Source organism: Prevotella sp. E9-3 (genome assembly GCF_022024015.1).
GTDB lineage: Bacteria > Bacteroidota > Bacteroidia > Bacteroidales > Bacteroidaceae > Prevotella.
The window spans coordinates 2,174,152-2,198,368 of record NZ_CP091786.1 but is presented as its reverse complement, the minus strand read 5'-3'; the positions used below and the strand labels follow the sequence as shown (position 1 = coordinate 2,198,368).

General features: G+C 43.9%; 21 protein-coding genes. 17 read left to right on the top strand and 4 right to left on the bottom strand.

Annotated elements, in window-relative coordinates; genetic code table 11:
* The first annotated feature begins 35 nt into the window (after positions 1–35).
* Complete coding sequence (locus L6475_RS08310; protein WP_237818953.1) at positions 36–1,160, top strand: transglycosylase SLT domain-containing protein; 1,125 nt, start codon at positions 36–38, stop codon at positions 1,158–1,160.
* On the opposite strand, the gene L6475_RS08305 is transcribed toward L6475_RS08310, so the two are convergent.
* Positions 1,161–1,916, bottom strand: a complete 756-nt coding sequence (locus L6475_RS08305) for an RNA methyltransferase (RefSeq protein WP_237818951.1) — start codon at positions 1,914–1,916, stop codon at positions 1,161–1,163.
* Positions 1,917–2,017: 101 nt separating this feature from the next.
* Between L6475_RS08305 and L6475_RS08300 the strand changes: the two genes are divergently transcribed.
* Together L6475_RS08300 and L6475_RS08295 are read left to right on the top strand one after the other, a co-directional pair.
* The gene (locus L6475_RS08300; protein ID WP_237818950.1) at positions 2,018–4,246 is read left to right on the top strand and encodes a BamA/TamA family outer membrane protein; all 2,229 of its coding nucleotides are present in this window, start codon (positions 2,018–2,020) and stop codon (positions 4,244–4,246) included.
* Positions 4,247–4,365: 119 nt separating this feature from the next.
* Entirely contained in the window at positions 4,366–5,172 is an 807-nt protein-coding gene (locus L6475_RS08295; RefSeq protein ID WP_237818948.1) for an MBL fold metallo-hydrolase, read from the top strand.
* Between the two features lie 63 nt (positions 5,173–5,235).
* Here L6475_RS08295 and proS read toward each other — a convergent pair whose 3' ends face one another.
* Positions 5,236–6,717, bottom strand: a complete 1,482-nt coding sequence (gene proS / locus L6475_RS08290; RefSeq protein WP_237818946.1) for a proline--tRNA ligase — start codon at positions 6,715–6,717, stop codon at positions 5,236–5,238.
* Between the two features lie 139 nt (positions 6,718–6,856).
* On the opposite strand from proS, the gene L6475_RS08285 reads away from it, so the two are divergent.
* The 3 genes from L6475_RS08285 to L6475_RS08275 are packed head-to-tail and all read left to right on the top strand — an operon-like array spanning position 6,857 to position 9,660.
* On the top strand, positions 6,857–7,555 hold the full coding sequence (locus tag L6475_RS08285; RefSeq protein WP_237818944.1) for an OmpA family protein: 699 nt from the start codon (positions 6,857–6,859) through the stop codon (positions 7,553–7,555).
* Positions 7,556–7,602: 47 nt separating this feature from the next.
* On the top strand, positions 7,603–8,292 hold the full coding sequence (mtgA, locus tag L6475_RS08280) for a monofunctional biosynthetic peptidoglycan transglycosylase (protein ID WP_237818942.1): 690 nt from the start codon (positions 7,603–7,605) through the stop codon (positions 8,290–8,292).
* Between the two features lie 12 nt (positions 8,293–8,304).
* The gene (locus L6475_RS08275; RefSeq protein ID WP_237818940.1) at positions 8,305–9,660 is read left to right on the top strand and encodes a DEAD/DEAH box helicase; all 1,356 of its coding nucleotides are present in this window, start codon (positions 8,305–8,307) and stop codon (positions 9,658–9,660) included.
* Here the strand turns inward: L6475_RS08275 and pflA are convergent.
* Positions 9,626–10,360 carry a pyruvate formate-lyase-activating protein gene (gene pflA / locus L6475_RS08270; RefSeq protein WP_237818938.1) on the bottom strand — a complete coding sequence of 245 codons (735 nt, stop codon included), beginning with the start codon at positions 10,358–10,360 and terminating at the stop codon, positions 9,626–9,628. The two genes, L6475_RS08275 and pflA, sit on opposite strands and share 35 nt — an antisense overlap.
* Positions 10,361–10,388: 28 nt before the next feature.
* Complete coding sequence (pflB, locus tag L6475_RS08265) at positions 10,389–12,635, bottom strand: formate C-acetyltransferase (RefSeq protein WP_237818936.1); 2,247 nt, start codon at positions 12,633–12,635, stop codon at positions 10,389–10,391.
* 189 nt (positions 12,636–12,824) lie between these two features.
* On the opposite strand from pflB, the gene L6475_RS08260 reads away from it, so the two are divergent.
* The 11 genes from L6475_RS08260 (at position 12,825) to L6475_RS08210 (ending at position 23,982) form a co-directional block, all read left to right on the top strand.
* Positions 12,825–13,601 (top strand): ZIP family metal transporter, encoded by a 777-nt coding sequence (locus L6475_RS08260; protein ID WP_237818934.1) that lies wholly within the window; start codon positions 12,825–12,827, stop codon positions 13,599–13,601.
* Between the two features lie 142 nt (positions 13,602–13,743).
* The gene (locus tag L6475_RS08255; RefSeq protein WP_237818933.1) at positions 13,744–14,094 is read left to right on the top strand and encodes an NADH-quinone oxidoreductase subunit A; all 351 of its coding nucleotides are present in this window, start codon (positions 13,744–13,746) and stop codon (positions 14,092–14,094) included.
* The gene (locus L6475_RS08250; RefSeq protein ID WP_237818931.1) at positions 14,085–14,840 is read left to right on the top strand and encodes an NADH-quinone oxidoreductase subunit B; all 756 of its coding nucleotides are present in this window, start codon (positions 14,085–14,087) and stop codon (positions 14,838–14,840) included. The genes L6475_RS08255 and L6475_RS08250 overlap by 10 nt, the downstream gene beginning before the upstream one ends.
* Before the next feature lie 74 nt (positions 14,841–14,914).
* Complete coding sequence (locus L6475_RS08245; RefSeq protein ID WP_237824099.1) at positions 14,915–16,432, top strand: NADH-quinone oxidoreductase subunit C; 1,518 nt, start codon at positions 14,915–14,917, stop codon at positions 16,430–16,432.
* Positions 16,433–16,476: 44 nt separating this feature from the next.
* Complete coding sequence (nuoH, locus tag L6475_RS08240; RefSeq protein WP_237818929.1) at positions 16,477–17,565, top strand: NADH-quinone oxidoreductase subunit NuoH; 1,089 nt, start codon at positions 16,477–16,479, stop codon at positions 17,563–17,565.
* 37 nt (positions 17,566–17,602) lie between these two features.
* Complete coding sequence (locus tag L6475_RS08235) at positions 17,603–18,148, top strand: 4Fe-4S dicluster domain-containing protein (RefSeq protein WP_237818927.1); 546 nt, start codon at positions 17,603–17,605, stop codon at positions 18,146–18,148.
* 6 nt (positions 18,149–18,154) lie between these two features.
* Positions 18,155–18,676, top strand: a complete 522-nt coding sequence (locus L6475_RS08230) for an NADH-quinone oxidoreductase subunit J (protein ID WP_237818926.1) — start codon at positions 18,155–18,157, stop codon at positions 18,674–18,676.
* Positions 18,676–18,984 (top strand): NADH-quinone oxidoreductase subunit NuoK, encoded by a 309-nt coding sequence (nuoK, locus tag L6475_RS08225; protein ID WP_237818924.1) that lies wholly within the window; start codon positions 18,676–18,678, stop codon positions 18,982–18,984. The genes L6475_RS08230 and nuoK overlap by 1 nt, the downstream gene beginning before the upstream one ends.
* Positions 18,985–19,005: 21 nt before the next feature.
* On the top strand, positions 19,006–20,985 hold the full coding sequence (gene nuoL / locus L6475_RS08220; RefSeq protein WP_237818921.1) for an NADH-quinone oxidoreductase subunit L: 1,980 nt from the start codon (positions 19,006–19,008) through the stop codon (positions 20,983–20,985).
* A gap of 4 nt (positions 20,986–20,989) precedes the next feature.
* The gene (locus L6475_RS08215; RefSeq protein ID WP_237818920.1) at positions 20,990–22,513 is read left to right on the top strand and encodes a NuoM family protein; all 1,524 of its coding nucleotides are present in this window, start codon (positions 20,990–20,992) and stop codon (positions 22,511–22,513) included.
* Between the two features lie 23 nt (positions 22,514–22,536).
* On the top strand, positions 22,537–23,982 hold the full coding sequence (locus L6475_RS08210; RefSeq protein ID WP_237818918.1) for an NADH-quinone oxidoreductase subunit N: 1,446 nt from the start codon (positions 22,537–22,539) through the stop codon (positions 23,980–23,982).
* Positions 23,983–24,217 lie beyond the last annotated feature (235 nt).

The following is a 24,217-nucleotide window of genomic DNA, read 5'->3' as shown; positions in this document are numbered from 1 at the left end:
AAAAACTGTACTTTTGCAGTCAAAAATGCATAGGATTGAAACATTACGGAATAATTATTCTTTTTCTTCTGCTCCTTTCAGCCTGCAAGAAACGTCAACAGGAACCTGTTGTCAATCCGTGGGGAGAAGAAACTGTGGATGAAGATTTTGACCTCGATGATATTGAGCAAGCAGGTGAAATGATTGCCTTAACCATATCAGGTCCTGAAACTTATTATGACTATCGTGGCATTCATCTTGGGGTTCATACAATGTTGTGTCAGCAACTTGCCGACTCATTGGGAGTTCGTCTGCGTATAGAACTGTGCCGCGACACAGTTGAATTGTTGTCTAAACTGCGGAATGGAGATGCTGATATCATAGTTTATCCAATTTTCCCATCTTCTTCAACATCACCAGGATGGAAGGTGGCTGACGGAAAACCTCAGTTAAAAGAGATGTTGGAGGGATGGTATAATAATGGACGAATGGTCGCAGCAAGAAAAGAGGAACAGCGATTGTTAAAGTCTGGAGGTGGTGTGAGGCGAAAAGTCTTTGCACCTATGTTGAATAGCGAAGGTGGCATAATTTCCCGATATGATGGTTTGTTTAAGCGTCATTGTCAACCAATTAAATGGGATTGGCGACTCATGGCAGCTCAATGTTACCAAGAGTCAACTTTCGACCCAAATGCTTTGTCATGGGTAGGTGCGAGAGGCCTCATGCAGATTATGCCTTCAACGGCAGATCATTTGGGATTATCACGTGAACAGCTCAATCAACCAGAACCAAATATCGCAGCAGCAGCTCGCTATTTGAAAGAATTGGAACAATCTTTTTCTGATGTCAAGAATCGACGTGAACGTCAGGATTTTGTTTTAGCGGCGTATAATGGTGGTGCTCATCATGTGCGTGATGCTATGGCTTTAGCAGAGAATGAAGGGCACAATCCATACAGATGGAAGGATGTTTCTATATATGTGCTTAAGCTAAGTGAGCCTCGCTATTATCAGCATCCGATTGTAAAATATGGTTATATGCGAGGCAGTGAAACTGTTGATTATGTTCAAAGCATACGTCAGAGGTATCAGCATTATTGTGGCGTACGATCGGTGTCATCAGGTAATTCAGTACCCCAAAAGTCTCAAAATGCAAAACATCGTAGTAAATATAGCCTCTGATTATTTTCTTCTTCTAAATTCTGCACAAGTGATTGCTGTTGCTATAGCAACGTTTAGACTCTCTGCTGTGTCGTCATGGCTATAACTAGGGATGAGCAACTTTTTATTGATGAGCTTGCGAATAGGTTGTGAGATTCCGTTGCCCTCGTTGCCCATAACGATAATACCTTCTGTTGACAGTTCCTCTTGGTAAAGGTCATTACCATCAAGTAATGTACCATAGACGGGCAGGGTGGTTTGACAAAGTATGATGCTTAAATCGCAATAGTATATATTAACCCGAGCGATGCTGCCCATTGTTGCTTGAATAACCTTTGGGTTCCATGCATCGGCGCTATCGGTTGAACAGTAAATGTTTTTGATTCCAAACCAATCGGCAATGCGTATAATGGTACCTAAATTTCCTGGGTCCTGAACTCCATCGAGAGCTAAGCAAAGTCCTTTAGGTTCTGGAAACGACTGTTGGGGTATAGGAAAAACGGCAAGTACCTGTTGCGGATGCTGCAAGAAACTTAATTTCTGAAGTTCCTCATTAGTAATTATCTCTGTTCTTAATTGGTTTCCGCTATGTTTGGTATCAAAAAAAGCACTTTTGTCATTCCATTCGCTTGTGGCAAAAAGAATTGTAGGTTGATATCCGCACCTCAGAAGGTCGCCAACAACTTTTGGTCCCTCAGCTACAAAGAGCCCCTCACGCTGGCGGTACTTTTTCTGCTCTAACTGTTTTATACGTTTTATATCGTTCTTGCTAACCATATGAATTTCTAAAAAGACTTTAATTTTGGCGCAAAGATACGAAAATAATTATGAATAATGAATTATGAAAGGTGAATTATCCTTACCTTTGCATTAAATATATGCGTAAACATAAGTTAGTCCAAATGTTTTTATTGAGCATGGCCATTTCTTTTTCGTCATGCTCAATTACGCGGTATGTGCCTGAGGGGAACTATCTGCTCGATAATGTGAGACTCGATGTTGAAGGAGAAGAAGAAGTAAATCTGAGTATCAGTCAATTGCGAGGGTTGGTGAGGCAAAATCCTAATGCCAGATTCTTTTCGCTTTTTAAAATGCCACTTGCTACTTATTCTCTGTCTGGTCGGGATTCTACTCAATGGCTTAACAGAATGTTACGCTCTATTGGTGAACCTCCTGTTGTTTTCGATAGCATCCACGCTGTCCGTACGGCTTTGGATTTGAAACAAGAATTGCGAAATGAAGGCTATATGCGTGCTGAGGTTTCTTTTGATGTGGATTATCATCGAAAGAAGGCCGATGTGATGTATCATTTGAAACCAGGATTGCCATATTTTATAAATAATGTAAAATATCGGGTGGATGATCCGGAATTGGCTACATTGTTAAAGCATACTGCAGATAGTACACGTAGATTACTGACTGAAGGAATGAAATTTGACGTGTCACGTTTGGACGCCGAACGAAAACGTCTTACCTCTTTAATGAATGATAATGGTTATTATCGTTTCCACAAAGAGTATATCACGTATGAGGCCGATACAGTTGAAGGATCTCGAATGATAGATGTTACGCTGAATATTGGACTTTATAAGCGTAACAACTATGCCGATACTTTGCATACCAAATATACTATAGATAAGATTAGCTTTGTTAGTGGAGACCCAAATGACAATCGCTTGCATTTGCGTAGGCATGTGCTGGAAGAATGTACGCATTTAGAAGAGGGAAAAACATATTCTGGTACAAACCTTCAGCATACATATAATCATTTTGGGCGTTTGCAGGCCGTAAAATATACCAATATCTCCATTGTTCAACATCCAGATACAAATTTGCTGGACTGTAATATAACGCTACAGACGAACAAACCATCAACTATCAGTTTTCAGCCGGAAGGAACCAATACTGCAGGTGATTTCGGCGCAGCTGCCTCGCTCACTTATCAAAATAGAAATCTCTTCAGAGGAAGTGAAGTGTTTAGTGTTGAATTGCGTGGTGCTTATGAAGCAATTAAGGGGTTAGAGGGATATAACAAACAAGACTTTACAGAGTATTCTATTGAGACTCGCTTAGCGTTTCCAAGATTTGTTCTGCCTTGGTTTTATCATAGTATAAGACATAAAGCATTAGCCACAAGTGAATTATCTCTTTTGTATGATATGCAGGACCGTCCTGAATTCCATCGCCGAGTACTCTCTGCTGGTTGGCGATATAAATGGAATTTCATGCATAGGCATGATCGGTATCAGTTGGATTTGCTCGATTTGAACTATGTGTTTATGCCTTGGATTTCAGATACTTTCCGACATGAGTACTTAGAAAGTGAAAATTCAAGAAATGCGATTCTTCGTTACAACTATGAGGATTTGTTTATTACAAAGATTGGGTTCGGTTATGCTTATAATCACAATAATCTTGCAGTAAAAACGAATATAGAGACTTCTGGAAACGTACTTTCTGTTGGGGCTGCATTATTGGGAAAAGAAAAAGATGATCGTGGGCAATATCGTCTTTTCAACATAGCATTTGCTCAATACATAAAGGGTGATATGGATTTGACCCATTCGTTAAGATTGGACAATCATAACCATTTAGTATTTCACCTTGGCCTCGGTATAGCATATCCGTATGGAAATAGCGATGTGTTACCATTTGAGAAACGATATTTTTCAGGAGGCGCAAATAGTGTACGTGGATGGAGTGTAAGATCATTGGGACCTGGTAAGTTCAAAGAACATGATGGCCGTATTAATTTTATAAATCAGACAGGTGATATGAAACTTGATCTTAACGCCGAGTATCGTACTCATTTGTTCTGGAAATTAGGAGGCGCTTTTTTTATAGATGCAGGAAATATATGGACACTTCGTGATTATAAAGAACAACCGGGAGGCCAGTTTCGTCTTAATGAGTTCATTTCTCAACTTGCAGTCGGATATGGTTTAGGCTTCCGTTTTAATTTCGATTATTTTGTTTTACGTTTTGATCTTGGAATGAAAGCTATTAATCCTGCATATGAAACAGATGGTGATGAACACTATCCTTTCCTTCATCCACGTTTAGGACGTGATATGGCTTTTCATTTTGCAGTAGGATTGCCTTTCTAACATCATATTGATAGATGTGTAAAGATGCTTGTTAAGGCTGTGTAAAAAGGTTAATTTTCATTGATTTGCATATCTAACTCCTAACTCTTTTGTACCTTTGCAATTAAAACGAAAAATAGATGTTGAAATTCATTTCATTTGGCAGTGGTAGTAGTGGAAACTGCTATTTTCTATATACAGAAAAAGATGGTTTGCTAATTGATGTAGGAATCGGTATTCGTACGTTGAAAAAACACTTCCGTGATTTCGGTCTTACATTACCTCAAATTCATCGCGTTCTCATAACTCATGATCATGCTGACCATATAAAGTCGGTAGGTAGTATTAATCATGACTTTCATCTGCCAGTCTATGCTACGGCTACTGTACATCAAGGTATAGACAGAAACTATTGCGTAACACGTAAAGTCAATATTGCAGATCGTCATATTTTGACCCCTGGAGAAACTGTTCAGTTAGGCGATTTTACAGTTACACCTTTTACAGTTCCACATGACAGTAGCGATAACGTAGGCTATTTTATTGAAGCTTCCGGTACAAATTTCTGTCTGATTACTGATGCAGGCACTGTTACTGAAGAAATGGCTCAATACATCAGTAAGGCATACTATTTAGTTATTGAGGCTAATCATGATGTTGAAATGCTTCAACAAGGTCCTTATCCTGAACATCTGAAGGTGCGTATTGTTAGTGGAACAGGTCACCTTAATAACAAAGCATGTGCTGAAGCAATTGCCCAAAATATGAACGAACATTTGCGACATGTGTGGCTTTGTCATCTTTCTGAAGAGAACAACCATCCAGAGTTAGCGCGAAAGACTATTGAGTCTGTACTTCGTTCGTATGGTATCGCCGTAGGAAAGGATTTGCAGCTTGAAGTGTTAAAACGCACTGTTCCTACTGGAATTTTTGATTTGGCAGAATAAGAGATAGACTCAAATATAAAAGGCCCACCATTTGGCGGGCCTTTTATTTTGCATATAATTTAATTAATAGCTTCTTGCAATAATTACACGAGCCTTGGCTGGTTTTCCACTTACCATGTCAACACCAGGTGTTTGTTCAACACCGAAAGGTACGCAACGAATAGTGGCCTGGGTATCTTCTTTGATTTTTGCCTCAGTTTCGGCAGTACCATCCCAGTGGCAAAGGAAGAAACCACCATCTTTAACACGCTCTTTGAACTCTTCGTAATTGTCGCATTCGTAAATACGATCGTCACGATACTTGCGCGCTTTTTCGAAGATGTTATTCTGAATATCCTCAAGCAACTGCTCCACGTATTCAGCAATGCCTTCCAGAGAGCGGGTCTCTTTCTCAAGTGTATCACGTCGCATCACTTCGATAGTTCCGTTCTCCAAGTCACGGGCACCCAATACTAGACGTACAGGTACACCCTTTAATTCGTAGTCGGCAAACTTGAAGCCAGGACGCTTATTGTCTGAATCGTCAAACTTAACAGTAATACCCTTCTTGCGCAGTTTCTCAATAATAGGTGTTACCTCTTTGTTTACCAGTTCCATTTGCTCAGGTTTCGTAGCAATAGGAATGATAACTACTTGGATAGGAGCCAAACGCGGAGGAAGTACCAAACCATTGTCATCGCTATGAGTCATGATGAGCGCTCCAATCAAACGGGTTGACACACCCCATGAGGTGGCCCAAACATATTCGGGCTTGTTTTCCTTATTAAGATATGTAACTTCAAAAGCTTTAGCAAAGTTCTGACCGAGGAAGTGTGAGGTTCCGCTTTGAAGAGCCTTACCGTCCTGCATCATTGCCTCAATAGTATAAGTGTCGAGAGCACCGGCGAAACGCTCTGTTTCACTCTTCACACCCTGAACAACAGGTACAGCCATCCATTCCTCAGCAAATTTAGCATATACCTTCAGCATCTTCTTAGCTTCTTCTTCAGCCTCCTCACGTGTTGCGTGAGCAGTATGGCCTTCCTGCCAAAGAAACTCTGAAGTACGAAGGAAAGGACGAGTACGCATTTCCCAGCGCATTACGTTACACCATTGGTTGCACATCAAGGGCAGATCACGCCAAGAATGAATCCAGTTTTTATATGTATTCCAAATAATGGTCTCCGAAGTAGGACGTACTATGAGTTCTTCTTCAAGTTTTGCTGCAGGATCAACTTCAACACCACTTTTGTCTTCTTTGGCGCGTAAACGATAGTGAGTCACTACTGCACACTCTTTGGCAAAGCCTTCGACGTGCTCGGCCTCACGACTCAAGAATGATTTAGGTATCAGTAGAGGAAAGTAGGCGTTTTGGGCACCAGTCTCTTTAAACATACGGTCAAGTTCATGTTGCATCTTTTCCCAGATGGCATATCCGTAAGGCTTGATCACCATACATCCACGTACTGCCGATTGCTCGGCCAAATCAGCCTTTACCACAAGATCATTGTACCATTGACTGTAGTTTTCGGCTCTTTTTGTCAATTCTTTTAATTCTTTTGCCATGATTTTGTTGTTATGTTTTTATTTTGGGTGCAAAAATAGTAAAAAAAGTTCGAAAAAAGATATTTATTTCAAGAAATAGATTATCTTTGCATCGTGAAAACTAATTGTTTAACATTTTAAAATAAACATTTTTGCAATTATGAAGAAGTTTAAAGTAGTAATCCTGACACTTTGTGCAGGAATTGTGATGGCTGGTTGCAGCAACATGGCAAAAGGAACAGCTATTGGTGCTGCTGGTGGTGCTGTACTTGGTGCTGTTGTTGGTAAGATTGCTGGCAATACTGCAGTAGGTGCTGCTGTAGGTACAGCTGTTGGTGCTGGCGCTGGTGCTTTGATCGGTAAGAAAATGGACAAGGTGAAGGCTCAAGCTCAGGCAGTTCAGAATGCACAAGTTGAGTCAGTTACTGACGCAAATGGTCTTCAGGCTGTGAAGGTTACTTTTGATTCGGGTATCCTGTTTACTACTGGTAGCGCTACCTTGAGTCAGACCGCTAAGAATTCACTGTCTAATTTCGCTAACGTGTTGAAGCAGAACACCGATTGCGATGTAGCCATTCAGGGTTATACTGACAATGCTGGTTGGAAAAATAGCACAGCTGAGCAGAGTGCTGCTAAGAATCAGCAGCTTTCAGAACAGCGTGCACAGGCTGTTACCTCTTATCTTCAGTCTGTTGGCGTGAGCGCTTCTCAGATTCGTTCTACCACAGGTTATGGCGAGGCTAACCCTGTTGCTGATAACTCTACTGCTGCAGGTAAGGCTCAGAACCGTCGCGTTGAGGTTTACATGTATGCTAGCCAGGCCATGATTCAGGCTGCTGAGGCTGGTACACTGAAGTAATCCCCGATAAGCAGACGATGCTATTTTTTAGCTATATTAAAAAGATTATGAAATGGATCGTGGTGGCATTTTTTGCCTCCACGATTCTTTCTGTTATCCTTTTTCGCTTTGTGCCAGTTTGGATTACCCCTTTGATGGTAATCCGAGTGGCTGAACAAATCAAGGAAGGAAAGGATGTGAAATTAAGTCATCATTGGGTGGCGCTCGAAGATATTTCTCCTTTTATGCCTGTGGCTGTTGTCGCAAGTGAAGATGCGAATTTCTTACATCATCATGGTTTTGACTTTGACGCTATTCAAAAAGCTGCTAAGCGTAATAGGGAACATCCGGAAAAACGTAGGTTAGGTGCATCTACCATTTCTCAGCAAACTGCAAAGAATGTATTTCTATGGCCCGGCCGATCATGGTTGAGGAAAGGATTTGAGGCATATTTTACTATTCTGATAGAACTGACGTGGCCAAAACAGCGTATAATGGAGGTCTATCTGAATAGTATTGAAATGGGAGAAGGTATATATGGTGCAGATGCTGTAGCTCATGAACACTTCGGATGTTCAGCCGCTGAACTCAGTCGTAGTCAATGTGCATTGATTGCAGCAACATTGCCCAACCCACGACGTTTCAGTTCACTCAATCCGAGTGGGTACATGAAGAAACGACAAGCACGAATAGAACGTGAGATGAGACATGTTCCTGCCTTTCCTAAGCGTGGCGAAGATGTCAAGAATGATAAATAGTAAGGAGTGAAAATGAAGAACGAAGATATACTACAGAAATTGGGCATTGCCGAGTTGAATGCTATGCAGCAAGAGGCTTATGAAGCTATTTTGCGAACACGTAATGATGTGCTGATTCTTTCTCCTACAGGTTCTGGCAAAACATTGGCTTATATGTTGCCTTTGGTTCAATTGCTCAATGCTGATAGTGTTGAGGTACAGGCGTTAGTTGTGGTACCTGGTCGAGAATTGGCTTGGCAGAGTGACCATGTATTAAAGTCGATGGGAAGCGGTTTGCGTTCACAGAGTTGTTATGGTGGTCGTGCGGCAATGGATGAACATCGGCTTTTAAGGAAGAATCGTCCACAGTTGGTTTTTGGAACTCCGGGACGATTGAACGACCATCTTTCAAAAGGCAATATTAATGCAGGAAACATAAGGTTTCTCGTTATTGACGAATTCGATAAATGTTTAGAGATGGGATTTCATGACGAGATGCAGCGTTTGCTCCAACAGTTACCTTCTTTGCAAAGACGCATATTATTATCGGCTACTGATGCTGAGCAAATTCCTCATTTCGTTGAAATGCAACGTACTTCCCGTTTAGGGTATCTGGATACTGAGGAACCTGTGCCTGACCGCGTTGAAGTCTATCAAGTTGCCTGTCCTCAAAAAGATAAACTTGATACACTTTATCAGTTACTTCTACAGTTGGGCAATACTCAGAGTATAGTATTCCTCAATTATCGAGATTCCGTAGAACGAGTTAGTGACTTCTTGCGCAAAAAAGAAATTGTAGTCAGCAGCTTTCACGGCGGGTTAGAGCAACGGCAACGTGAGGATGCGTTATATCAATTTGCTAACGGTTCGGCTACAGTTCTTGTTTCTACCGATTTGGCTTCTCGCGGCCTAGATATTCCCAAACTTGATAATGTTATACACTATCATCTTCCGCTTAATGAAGAAGCGCTTATTCATAGGGTTGGACGTACTGCTCGTTGGGATGAAATGGGACGCACTTTCTTTCTTGTGGGGCCTGATGAGAAGATGCCTGATTTCAGAAATGAAAAAGGGACCGAAGGAAATCTTCAGTCCCAGTTATGGGAAATCAATTCTGACTCTTCTGCCGATATTCCTATACCTTTAATGGCTACCATTTATATTGGTAAGGGGAAGAAAGATAAAATATCGAAAGGTGATATCGTAGGCTTTCTCTGCAAGATAGGTGGATTAAAGCCTTCTGAAATAGGTCGTATTGATGTGAACGACCGTTATGCTTATGTTGCCATATCTCGCTCTTCACTCAAGAGTGTTCTGGCTAAAGTTAAAGGGCAGAAGTTAAAAGGACTCAAAACTATTGTTGAACCAATATCTGTTCAGCATGTTTAATTTGTTCAGCAGTTGGGGTCGGGGTGTCTTTAAGTGAATACTCCAATCCTAATTGCTGCCACTTAAATGTTCCTAAGGTATGGTAGGGCAATACTTCAACTTTCTTAACGTTTCTGAGCGTCTCAATGAAACACCGCAAGCGTTTCAGTTGATCATCGTCTGTGTTTATACCAGGTACTAATACGTGGCGAATCCAAACAGGTTTATTGATATCACTCAGATATCTGGCACAATCAAGGATGTTTTCATTAGGATGACCAGTCAACCATTGGTGACGCTCTGAGTCGATGTGCTTGATGTCTAAAAGTACTACGTCGGTACTTTTCATCAGTCGCTCAAATTTCTCAAAGAATGGATTGCTACGTGTGAAAGGTTGGGCAGATGTATCCAGACATGTGTTAATATTGCGACGATGAGCCTCTTCAAACAGTTCAATTAAAAAATCTATTTGTAGAAGAGCTTCGCCTCCACTTACGGTAATCCCCCCATCTGTTCCCCAATAGCTTCGGTAACGCTCGGCTTTATCTAAAAGATCTTTAATAGTCGATAGTGATGCTGCTTCACCTTTTCTCCAGGTGTCAGGATTGTGGCAGTATCGGCAACGCATGTGGCATCCTTGTAGGAAAATCAAAAACCGAATCCCTGGCCCGTCAACGGAGCCAAAGGATTCGGTTGAATGTATATAACCTTTGCTAGTCATACTAGTTTTATGGGTTATTCTAGTTCGATTACAGTCTTTCGTGTGACTGACGTGCGATTACGTCTTCCTGCTGCTCACGAGTCAGGTCGATGAACTTCACAGCGTAACCAGAAACACGGATGGTGAAGTTTGCGTACTCAGGCTTCTCGGGATGTTCCATAGCATCGCGAAGTTTGTCAACGCCAAAAACGTTTACATTCAGGTGGTGAGCACCACGGCTGAAGTAGCCGTCCATCACGCGAACCAGTGTCGTGGCGCGCTCATCATCATTGTGACCCAATGTGTTGGGACTGATGGTCTGTGTGTTAGAGATACCATCGAGTGCGTACTCGTATGGCAGCTTAGCAACAGAGTTCAGCGAAGCCAGCAAACCATTCTTCTCAGCACCGTAGCTGGGGTTAGCACCAGGTGACAGAGGAGTACCAGCACGACGACCATCGGGCAGGTTGCCAGTGTACTTACCGTAAACCACGTTAGAAGTGATGGTCAGGATAGAGCAGGTAGGAGTAGCGTTACGATAGGTAGCATGCTTACGGATCTTCTTAACGAAGGTCTTCAGCAACCATACTGCAATCTCGTCAGCGCGGTCGTCATCGTTACCATAGCGGGGGAAGTCGCCCTCAGCCACATAGTCAACGTTGAAGCCTTCTTCGTCGCGGATCATCTTCACCTTAGCATACTTCACAGCAGAGATTGAGTCAACCACGTGAGAGAAGCCAGCGATGCCCGTAGCGAAGGTACGACGTACGTTAGTATCAATCAAGGCCATCTCGGCTGCCTCGTAGAAGTACTTATCGTGCATGTAGTGGATGAGGTTCAGGGTGTTTACATAAACACCGGCCAACCAGTCCATAGCCTGATCGAAGCGAGGCTCCAATTCTTCCCATGTCAGATACTCATCCTTAATAGGACGGAAACCTGGAGCAACCTGCTCGCGGGTCTTAGCGTCCACGCCACCGTTACAAGCATAGAGGAAGCACTTAGCCAGGTTAGCACGTGCACCAAAGAACTGCATCTCCTTACCTGTCTGTGTAGCACTTACGCAGCAGCAGATGCTATAGTCGTCGCCCCATACAGGACGCATCACCTCGTCGTTCTCGTACTGAATAGAACTGGTTTTTACCGAAATCATGGCAGCATACTTCTTGAAGTTGTCTGTCAGACGGGGAGAGTACAGCACGGTGAGGTTTGGTTCGGGTGAAGGACCCATATTCTCCAAAGTATGGAGGAAACGATAGTCGTTCTTGGTTACCATATGACGGCCGTCCATGCCCATACCGCCAACTTCCAGTGTAGCCCATACGGGGTCACCAGAGAAAAGCTCGTTATAAGAAGGAATACGTGCGAACTTCACCATACGGAATTTCATTACCAAGTGGTCAATCAGCTCCTGTGCCTCATTCTCAGTCAGAGTTCCCTCTTCTAAGTCACGCTGGATGTAAATATCGAGGAAAGTAGATACACGACCTACTGACATCGCAGCACCATTCTGAGTCTTAATGGCAGCCAGGTAGCCGAAGTAGAGCCACTGTACAGCCTCACGCGCGTTGTTAGCAGGCTGTGAAATGTCAAAACCGTAAATCTGAGCCATAGCCTTCATCTCTTTCAGAGCTTTTATCTGCATAGAGATTTCCTCACGCTGACGAATGATGTCATCGCTCATCACGCCAGCGCCGCAGTTGCGCTTGTCGGCTTCCTTCTCAGCAATAATATAGTCGATACCATAAAGAGCCACACGACGATAGTCACCTACGATACGGCCACGTCCATAAGTATCGGGCAGACCTGTCAGAATGTGGTTGTGACGCACGTGCTTCATTTCTTCGGTATATGCATCGAACACACCTTCGTTGTGAGTCTTGCAATACTTTGTGAAGATCTCGTGCAGTTTTTCTGAGGGCTGGTAACCGTAGTTGGTGCAAGCCTGCTCAGCCATCTTAATTCCACCGAAAGGCATGAAAGCGCGTTTCAGAGGTTTGTCTGTCTGCAAACCTACAACTTTTTCCAGGTCCTTCTTGTTTTCATCGATATATCCAGGACCATAAGCAGTCATACTTGACACAATCTCGGTTTCCATGTCAAGCACGCCACCCTTTGAACGCTCTTCTTTCTGGAGTTCCTGAAGACGTCCCCATAGTTCGTTTGTTGCTTCTGTTGGAGCAGCAAGGAACGATTCGTCACCATCGTAAGCTGTGTAGTTATTCTGAATAAAATCTCTTAGGTTGACTTCTTCAGTCCATTTGGTTCCTTTGAACCCACGCCATTCTTTACGCATAAAAGTGTTTTTAATTTTAAAGTGATTTTTAAGCGGCTGCAAAGGTACCACTATTATTTCAACACGCAAAATAACTTTTGACTTTTTTTGTTTAAATGTAGGATATTTACGTGCTTTATCAAAAAAAAATGTCATTCTGATATAATATTTTTCGGTTATTAAATATAACTTTGCAAAAAAATAATAACAATGACTTTGATTGTTGGACTTTTGATTCCTTTGTTAGGAACTATGATAGGAGCGGCTTTTGTCTTTCTGATGAAGGATGAAATGTCTCTTCGTTTGCAGAAAGCTTTATTAGGGTTTGCTTCAGGTGTGATGGTCGCAGCATCTGTTTGGTCGTTGCTAATTCCAAGTATTGAAATGGAATTGGAGGCGGGGAAACTGGCAGTCATACCTGCTGCAATAGGTTTCTTACTTGGCATGTTCTTCTTGCTGATTTTGGATGAAGTAACACCCCATTTGCATGTAGGTACAGACAAACCTGAGGGACTTCGGTCTCATCTTTCCCGAACGGCTATGCTTGCCTTGGCTGTCACTATCCATAACTTGCCGGAAGGAATGGCAGTGGGAGCTGTCTTTGCTGGTGCCGAAGAAAGTGCTGTCGGATTGTCTTTGGCAAGTGCTTTGGCTGTTAGCGTTGGTATTGCAATACAGAATATTCCGGAAGGGGCAATCATCTCAATGCCGATGCGGGCTGCCGGCAACTCCAAATGGCGTTCTTTCTTTTTAGGAAGCCTCAGTGGAGCTGTAGAACCCATTGGTGGTCTTGCCGTTGTGTTATTAGCTTCTTTGATGACACCCGCTATGCCTTATTTGCTGGCTTTTGCAGCTGGCGCTATGTTGTATGTGGTTATTGAAGAACTCATTCCCGAAGCTTCAGAAGGCGAGCATAGCAACATCGGTACAATCGGTTTTGCCATTGGATTTGTGCTCATGATGGTGCTCGACGTTGTACTTGGTTAAATGATTTTTTGGAAAATAATTTGATATTTATATCAATAGTTGTTATTAATTTCGTACCTTTGCACGCGCTTAGATCTACCATTTAGGGAAATACTAAGACAAGCATGCAGACAATATTATTACAACATTTTTTTAAATCTTTATGAATTTCACATTGTTAATTACCGTCTTGCTGACGGCTATTACACTGGTGGTGGGAGCTTACGTAGTTGCTAAGCTGATAGGTCCCCGCTCGTATGCCAAGGTGAAAGGTGAACCCTATGAGTGTGGTATTCCTACTCATGGAACCTCTTGGCTTCCAATGAGCATCGGTTTCTATCTTTTCGCCATCCTCTTCCTCATGTTCGATGTAGAAACAGTGTTTCTTTATCCATGGGCAGTAGTAGTGAAGGACTTTGGTGCAATGGCTTTGCTCAGCATCGGATTCTTCTTGTTAGTATTAGTGCTGGGTCTCGCTTATGCCTGGCGGAAAGGAGCGTTGGAATGGAAATAAGAAATCCTAAAATCAAGTCTATTCCATACGAAGAATGGAATGACAACGAAACGCTTAATAAACTGGTTGATGAACTACAGGAGGGCGGCACCAATGTTGTGGTTGGATCTCTTGACAAACTCATTAACTGGGGACGTGCAAACTCGCTTTGGTCGTTAACTTTTGCAACCTCATGCTGTGGTATTGAATTCATGGCGTGTGGTTGTTCTCGTTATGACTTTGCCCGTTTCGGCTTTGAAGTTACCCGTAACTCTCCACGTCAGGCCGATTTGATTATGTGTGCTGGAACAATCACCCATAAGATGGCGCCTGCCTTGAAACGTCTTTATGACGAAATGGCTGAGCCTAAATATGTGATTGCAGTTGGAGGATGTGCTATTAGCGGTGGTCCTTTTAAATCGAGTTATCATGTGGTGAAAGGAATCGAGGAAATTGTTCCTGTTGATGTTTTTATTCCAGGATGTCCTCCACGTCCAGAAGCTATTATGTATGGCATGATGCAGTTGCAGCGTAAAGTTAAAATTGAAAAATTCTTTGGTGGAGCAAACCACAAGCAGAATGCTGCTGAGAAAGAGCTGGGCGTATCTAACGAGGAATTGACCTTCCGTAATAAATTGGGCGATCACCGTCGTGAGCCTATTGTTGTGACCAGTGTCCCTAAAGAATTTGAAGAAGAACTTAAGGCTGAACAACAGTTAATTCTAAACTCTCAACAGTCAACTAAAGATAAGGAGGAACAAGCATGAAATTAGATTTCTTATCATTCATTATTGACCGTTCGGATTCACCGCTTAGCTGGTCTAAAAAGTTCACAAACGAAATGCAGAACTTGAAAAAGAAAAAGCATTTCGATTATCTGGTAACTATTATTGGTGAAGACTTTGGCGCTGAAGAGGGACTTGGATGCATCTATATTCTTGAGAATACAGAGACCCACGAACGTTGCAGCGTGAAGTTGTTGGCCCAAATGCAGAACGATATTCCTTATATTCCTTCTGTTATTGATATATGGAAAGTAGCCGATTTGCTAGAACGCGAAGTTTATGATTTCTTCGGTATCGTGTTCTTAGGCCATCCCGATATGCGCCGTTTGTTCCTTCGTAGCGATTTTAAAGGTTATCCTTTCCGTAAGGACTGGCAGTTCAATGATAAATATACATTAGAAGATGACGTAGAGCCCGATTATGGATTGGAATACTATCTCGACAAAGATGGAGTACTCCAATGTAAGCAGAACAAATTGTTTACTAATGATGAGTACGTAATCAATATTGGTCCTCAGCATCCCTCTACTCATGGTGTTCTTCGACTGCAAACTGTACTCGATGGTGAGGTGGTTAAGCGCGTCTATCCTCATCTTGGCTATATCCATCGTGGTATTGAGAAGATGTGCGAGAGCTACACCTATCCTCAGACCCTTGCACTGACCGACCGTCTAAACTATCTGAGCGCCATGATGCATCGTCATGCGTTGGTTGGTGTGATAGAAGAAGGTATGGGCGTAGAACTCACCGACCGAATCAAGTACATCCGCACTATTATGGACGAGCTTCAGCGTATCGACTCGCACCTGCTTTATGTAGGCTGCTGTGCTCAAGATATGGGAGCGCTTACTGCATTCCTTTATTCTATGCGCGATCGTGAGCATGTGCTGAACGTTATGGAGGAAACTACTGGTGGACGCCTGATTCAGAACTATTATAGAATAGGTGGCCTGCAGGATGATATCGATCCTAACTTCGTCAAGAATGTGAAGGACTTGGTGAAATACCTGAAGCCAATGATTCAGGAATACGTTGATGTGTTTGGTGATAATGTGATTACCCACAACCGTTTCGAGAATGTTGGTCCCATGTCGCTCGACAATTGTATCTCTTATGCCGTTACCGGTCCTGCTGGTCGTGCTTCTGGCTGGAAGAATGACGTCCGCAAAAACCATCCTTATGATATGTATGATAAGGTGGAGTGGGAGCAGATTACACTGACCGGCTGTGATACAATGGATCGCTATACTTGTCATATTCTGGAAATGTATCAGAGTTTGCATATTATTGAGCAACTTATCGACAATATTCCTGAAGGTGATTTCTATGTAAAGCAGAAGCCCATTATCAAAGTACCGGAAGGCCAATGGTATTTCTCAGTAGAAGGTGCCAGCGGCGAGTTTGGTGTATATCTTGACTCGCGTGGTGACAAGAGCCCATATCGTCTGAAGATGCGCCCGATGGGTCTTTCTCTGACTGGCGCTCTTGATCCGATGCTGCGTGGTCAGAAGATTGCCGACCTTGTAGCTACGGGTGCTGCTATTGACTTTGTGATTCCTGATATCGACCGATAAGTCGAAGAATTGTAAAATTGAATAATTGAAAAATTGAAGTAATTATGTTCGACTTTTCTATAGTAACACAATGGTTCGACGCTCTTCTACGCGAAACTCTTGGCTTAGGAGATTTTCTGTCGATATTGATTGAGTGCGTGCTGGTAGGTGTAGGTATTCTTGTAGGATATGCATTGATAGCCATCGTACTGATTTTTATGGAGCGTAAGGTTTGCGCCTACTTCCAATGTCGTCTTGGCCCCATGCGTGTAGGCTTTTGGGGATTGTTGCAGGTGTTTGCCGATGTTTTGAAGATGCTTATAAAAGAAATCTTCTTTGTTGACAAAGCCGATAAGTTCCTTTATATTGTAGCCCCTCTGCTGGTTATAATAGGTTCTGTAGGTGCCTTCTCGTTCCTCCCTTGGAACAATGGTGCTACTGTGCTAGACTTTAATGTAGGCATTTTCCTCTTGACAGCAGTTTCATCTATTGGCGTGGTTGGCATTTTCCTTGCCGGATGGGCATCCAACAATAAGTATTCTGTAGTATCGGCCATGCGTGGTGCTGTTCAGATGATCTCCTATGAGATGTCACTCTGCCTTTGTTTGATTACAGCAGTCATTCTGACCGGAACAATGCAGATGAGTGGAATTGTTGAGGCTCAGACAGGTCCTTTCAAATGGCTTATCTGTCAGGGGCATATTCCTGCGTTGATTGCTTTCTTCGTGTTCCTTATTGCAGGAAATGCAGAAGCCAATCGTGGCCCGTTTGATATGGCTGAAGCAGAGAGCGAGCTTACCGCTGGTCATCATACTGAATATAGTGGTATGGGTTTTGGCTTTTTCTATTTGGCAGAATTCCTAAATCTGTTTATCATTGCAGGTATTGCCGCAACGGTATTCCTGGGTGGCTGGGCTCCCTTGAATGTGGGTATCGAAGCATTCGATGCTGTAATGAACTATATTCCTGGAATCGTTTGGTTCTTCGGAAAAGCTTTCGCTTTGGTATGGATTCTGATGTGGATAAAATGGACGTTCCCACGTCTTCGCATCGACCAGATTCTGAAATTGGAATGGAAGTATTTAATGCCGCTTGGTCTTATCAACCTGGTTCTTATGACTGTTGTTGTGGCTTTGGGGCTATATATTAAGTAACTAGAAAACTGGGATATCCGGAAAAACTAGAATAGAAATGGAAAAAGAACAATCATATTTCGGAGAAATCGGGCATGGCCTAAAGACTCTTGCTACAGGTATGAAGATTACCTGGAAGGAGTATTTTAAGGACTTCTTCACTAATAAGTCCACAGAGCAATACCCTGAAAACCGCAAGACAACACTCCACGTATCAAAGCGTCATCGTGGCCGTTTGGTGTTCAAACGCAACGAAGATGGCAGTTACAAGTGTACGGCTTGCACACTTTGCGAGAAGGCATGTCCGAACGGTACTATCAAAATTGTAAGCCATATGGCTGAAGATCCTGAAACCGGTAAAAAGAAGAAAGTGCTTGACGATTATGCATACGATCTTGGTGATTGTATGTTCTGTCAGCTTTGTACGAATGCCTGCAACTTTGGCGCAATTGAGTTTACCAACGATTTCGAGAATGCGGTATTTGACCGCTCAAGACTCGTTCTTCATCTCGATAAGGAACAATACAAGGGCGGTTCTTTGCCTAACCTGATCGAGGGTGGTGCTGAGTGGCAAGTTGGAAAGTTTAATACCAAAACGAAGTAAACTGCTATGGCAAATATTATTATGTTTATTATTCTCGCAGTAGTTATCCTTGGTTCAGCCTTGCTGTGTGTGACGACTACTCGAATCATGCGAGCCGCAACCTTTATGTTGTTTGTGCTCTTTGGTGTAGCAGGCATTTATTTCCTGCTTGACTACACGTTCCTTGGCGCAGCTCAGATTAGTGTTTATGCCGGTGGCGTAACCATGATCTACGTGTTTGCCATTCAGCTTGTATCAAAGCGCACCCTGCAGGGAATGGTTGAGAAAATCAAGACCAGTCGAATGGTAGGAAACGGTTTGGTCGTACTTGTCAGCCTTGTTACCGTATGTCTTATTTTATTGAAGGCCGGCTTTGTATCTCAGTTTGACGCAATGGCCGATGTTGAGCTTTCCATGAAAGAGATTGGTTATGCCCTTGTAGGTAGTGAGAAGTATCAGTATGTATTGCCATTCGAGTTCATTTCGCTGTTCTTGTTGGCATGTATTATCGGTGGATTAGTAGTAGCAAGAAAGGAGGAAAAAGAATAATGGTACCTGTTGAATGCTATTTTGTGCTTAGTGCACTATTGTTCTTCATTGGCGTATATGGTTTTGTGACCCGTCGCAACCTGATTGCTATGCTTATTTCTGTCGAGTTGGTTCTCAACGCTGTTGACATCAACTTTGCGGCTATCAACCGTCTGCTTTATCCCAATGGTATGGAGGGTATGTTCATGACCCTTTTCGTTATTGGTGTGGCAGCTGCCGAGAGTGCTGTAGCAATTGCTATTCTTATCAATGTGTATCGCAACTTCAAGAGCGATAATGTTGATGCTATTACTAACATGAAAGGTTAAACGGATTAAAGATTAAGAATTATGTTTAGTTACACAATATGGATTCTCCTTCTGCCGCTTCTTTCCTTCCTTGTGTTAGGACTCTGTGGCATGAAGATGCAGCACAAGACTGCCGGACTGATTGGCACGTGCTCGCTTGGACTCGTCACCATTTTATCATATCTCACTGCCTTCCAGTATTTTACTGCCGACCGTGTGAATGATATCTATCAGACGATAGTTCCTTACAACTTTACTTGGTTGCCCCTTGGCAATCTCCATTTTGATATGGGCATTTTGCTCGACCCCATTTCTGTGATGATGCTGATTGTCATCTCTACGGTGTCGCTGATGGTTCATATCTATTCGTTCGGCTATATGCATGGTGAAAAAGGTTTCCAGCGCTATTACGCTTTCCTGAGCCTTTTCACAATGTCTATGCTTGGCTTGGTTCTTGCCACCAACATTTTCCAGATGTATATGTTCTGGGAGCTGGTGGGTGTTTCTTCTTACCTGCTGATTGGTTTCTACTATCCTTTGAAACCAGCTATTGCAGCTTCTAAGAAAGCATTCATTGTGACCCGCTTTGCCGATATGTTCTTCCTCGTGGGTATTTTGACCTTCGGCTACTTCACCGATTCGTTCAGCTTCTCTTTTGCTGGCGATATCGTGATGGGGCAGGGGACCACACCTTTCATTGAGGGCAATATGGCAAAGGCCGTTGCTGCCGGTGGATTCATTCTGCCTACCGCACTGGTACTGATGTTCATTGGTGGTGCCGGTAAGAGTGCCATGTTCCCCTTGCACATCTGGTTGCCCGATGCTATGGAGGGTCCGACACCTGTTTCTGCCCTTATCCACGCAGCCACCATGGTTGTTGCCGGTGTGTTCCAGATTGCCCGTATGTTCCCCTTGTGGATTCAGTATGCACCCGAAGCGCTGTCTATCGTTGTATGGGTGGGCGTTATCACCGCTTTCTATGCAGCTGCTGTGGCCTGTGCCCAAAGCGATATCAAGCGTGTGCTGGCCTTCTCTACCATTTCTCAGATTGCCTTCATGATGGTGGCTTTGGGCGTTTCGCTGCCTGGTCATCACGGTGCTCTGCTAGATGATCACGCACAGTTAGGCTATATGGCTGGTATGTTCCACCTCTTCACCCACGCTATGTTCAAGGCTTGCTTGTTCCTGGGGGCAGGTTGTATCATCCATGCCGTTCACTCTAACGAGATGGCTAAGATGGGCCAGCTGCGCAAGCGCCTCCCCATCACTCACTGGACGTTCCTCATTTCTTGTCTGGCCATTGCCGGTATTCCCTTCTTCTCGGGCTTCAGCTCTAAGGATGAGATTATTACCGCCTGTATGGAGTACAGTCCTGTAGTTGGCTATATCATGACTGGTATTGCCGCCATGACCGCTTTCTACATGTTCCGTCTGTATTACGGCATCTTCTGGGGAACCCCCTGTAAGGAAAATGAGCATCACGAGATGCACGAACCTGTTGTCATGTGGCTGCCGTTGGTAATCCTTTCGGCGATTACTGTTGGCGTGGGCGTTTATACTACCTTGGCCGGTATTTTCGGTTGGGGAGGTTCGTTCGGTTCGTTTGTTTCAGCAAGTGGAAAAGACTACACCATTCATTTCGATATGCAGGTTGCGCTAACCTCAACGGTTGTAGCTGTTCTCAGCATTTGTCTGGCCACCTATATATATATAGGTGAGCGCCAGCCTATTGCCGACCGCTTGTACAAGACATTCCCCAAACTTCATCGTGCAGCCTACAAGCGTTTCTATCAGGATGAGATTTGGCAGTTTGTGACCCACAAGATTATTTTCCGTTGCGTTTCTACTCCTATTGCCTGGTTCGACCGTCATATTGTTGATGGTACTTTCAACTTCCTGGCTTGGGGGGCTAACGAGGCAGGTGAAAGTTTGCGCCCCTGGCAGAGCGGCGATGTACGCCAGTATGCCGTTTGGTTCCTTACAGGCGCTGTGGCATTAACATTAATCCTATTATGCATCTAAAAATATGAGTATATTAAGTGTTTTCGTAATAATTCCCGCCCTGATGCTGTTGGGCCTCTGGCTTTCAAAGAGTCTGAATCAGGTGCGTGGTGTGATGGTAACGGGAGCTTCATGTTTGCTGGCCCTCTCTGTTTGGCTGACCATCTATTTCATCCAGGAGCGTTCGGCTGGCAATACCGCCGAGATGCTGCTCACTTATAGCACACCTTGGTTCGAGCCACTGAACATTGCTTACAGTGTTGGTGTTGATGGCATTTCTGTAGTGATGCTCCTTTTGTCGAGCATTATCGTATTCACAGGTACTTTTGCCTCGTGGCAGCTGAAACCCATGACCAAGGAATATTTCCTTTGGTTCACCCTTCTTTCCACGGGTGTTTATGGCTTCTTCATCTGCACCGACATGTTCACTATGTTCATGTTCTACGAAGTGGCCCTTATTCCTATGTACCTTCTGATTGGTGTGTGGGGTTCTGGTCGCAAAGAGTATTCAGCTATGAAGCTGACCTTGATGCTGATGGGCGGTTCTGCTTTGCTTATCCTGGGCATTCTGGGCATTTACTACTTCAACGGCGAATATAGTGGTGTGTTTACCATGAATGTAAACGAGATTGCCAAGACTTCGCATCTCATTCCTACCGACATTCAGTGTGCTTTCTTCCCCTTTATCTTCATTGGCTTTGGTGTACTGGGAGCCTTGTTCCCCTTCCACACATGGTCACCCGACGGTCACGCTTCTGCGCCTACAGCAGTGTCTATGCTGCACGCTGGCGTGTTGATGAAGTTAGGAGGCTACGGCTGTTTCCGTGTGGCAATGTACCTTTTGCCTGAGGCTGCTCAGGAACTGTCATGGGTATTCCTTATTCTGACCACCATTTCTGTTGTCTATGGTGCACTGAGTGCTTGTGTTCAGACCGACTTGAAGTATATTAATGCCTATTCTTCAGTGTCACACTGTGGTCTGGTGCTCTTTGCACTGCTGATGATGAGTCAGACAGCCGTTACTGGTGCCATTCTGCAGATGTTGTCACATGGCTTGATGACAGCCCTGTTCTTTGCTCTGATTGGTATGATCTATGGCCGTACCCACACGCGTGACATCCGCGAGTTGGCCGGTCTGATGAAGATTATGCCTTTCCTGGCCGTTGGCTATGTGATAGCCGGTTTGGCCAACCTCGGATTGCCAGGCTTCTCAGGCTTCATTGCCGAGATGACCATCTTTGTAGGTTCGTTTGGTGCAGCCCCCGTTAGTGGCGACCCCAATACCTCATTCCGAATGGTAGCTACCATCATTGCCTGTATGTCAATTGTAGTGACCGCAGTCTATATTCTTCGTGTTGTGGGCAAGATTCTCTATGGCGAGGTTGAGAACAAGCACTTCCTTGAGCTGACCGATGCTACTTGGGACGAGCGCGTTGCTGTGATCTGCCTCATTTTCTGTGTGGCAGGTCTGGGCACATTCCCCTTCTGGGTATCCAACATTATCTCGCCCAGCGCCGGTACAATTCTTCAGTCAATTGGTGTAATGTAAAGTAAAAGGAGGACAAAAGAAATATGAATTACAATCAATTCTTTAATATGATTCCGGAGGCCTTCTTGGTACTCTCACTGGTATTGGTCTTTCTGGCCGACTTCTGTCTTGCGAAGAGCGAGCGAAAAAACAGCCTTCTTAGCAAGCTGACAGCAGCCTTGCTGCTTGTAACGGCATGTGTATCTTCCACAGTAGAGCCTGCCGAAGCCTTTGGCGGAATCTACGTTACCTCACAGATGGTAAATGTGATGAAAGCAATCCTCACCGTAGGAACCTTCATCGTTGTGGTAATGGCACAGACCTGGTTGAAGACCATTCGTCTTGAAGGCGAGTTCTACATGTTGGTACTCTCTACGCTTCTTGGCATGTATATGATGATGTCGGCCGGTTCGTTCCTCATGTTCTTCCTCGGTCTTGAGATGGCCTCAGTGCCTATGGCCTGTATGGTGGCTTTCGACAAGCAGCGTAAGAACTCTGCTGAGGGCGCAGCCAAGTATATCCTTTTGGCTACGTTCTCCAGTGGCGTGATGCTTTTTGGTATCTCGTTCATCTATGCAGCTACGGGCTCGTTGTATTTCGACAATGTGGCAGCTCAACTCTCAGTTCTCAGCTCACAGTTTTCTGCTCTCACCGTGATGGGCTTGGTATTCTTCTTCAGCGGACTTGGTTTCAAGATTTCACTTGTACCCTTCCACTTCTGGACTGCCGACACCTATCAGGGTGCACCCACACCAGTGACTGGCTATCTGAGTGTTGTTTCAAAGGGAGCTGCTGCGCTGACACTTTGCATCATCCTGACCAAGGTGTTCGGTTCCATGGTCGATGTGTGGAATCCCATGCTGTGGATAGTCATCGTACTCTCTATCACCGTGGCCAACCTGTTTGCCATCCGTCAGAACGAGCTGAAGCGCTTCATGGCTTTCTCATCAATCTCTCAGGCCGGATATATTATGCTGGCTGTGATTGGTGCCGATGCACAGGCTGGAGCTACTGCGCTGACCTTCTATGTGTTGGTTTACGTGGTTGCCAATATGGCTGTCTTCACCGTTATCAGTTCTGTTGAGCATAATGGTGGAAGCACCGAGATGAGTGCCTACAATGGTCTTTATCAGACCAACCCCAAGCTGGCTTTCCTCATGACTCTGGCTCTCTTCTCTTTGGCAGGTATTCCACCGTTTGCAGGTATGTTCTCTAAGTTCTTCGTATTCCTCGCCGCTGTGCGTGGTCATGAGGTAGCTCCTTTCTGGCCCTACTTTGTAGTGTTCATTGCTTTGATCAATACCGTAGTGTCACTCTACTACTACCTGCTCATTGTGAAAGCCATGTATATCACCAAGGAAGAGCATCCGCTGCCCACCTTTGCCACCGATGGCGCAACCAAGTTGTCGCTCGTCATTTGTACTGCCGGCATTTGTCTTTTCGGTATTTGCTCGTGCATCTATGAGTGGATAGCCGGTGCGGCTCTGTAGTTTTGATACAATATTAAGGTAAATATAATTGCCGTCAACGTTCTGATGAGAATGTTGACGGCTTTTTTTATAGACTCGTATCTATGTTTTTTTTTACTATGATTATCATAGTCTTGATATTTATGCATCTTTAAAATGCATATTTATGTTACGAACTCGCGTGAGAATCGCACGGAAATCACCAACTCCTATTTCGGACTTCTCTGTGCGAAATATGAGCGCGTTGTGAACAATC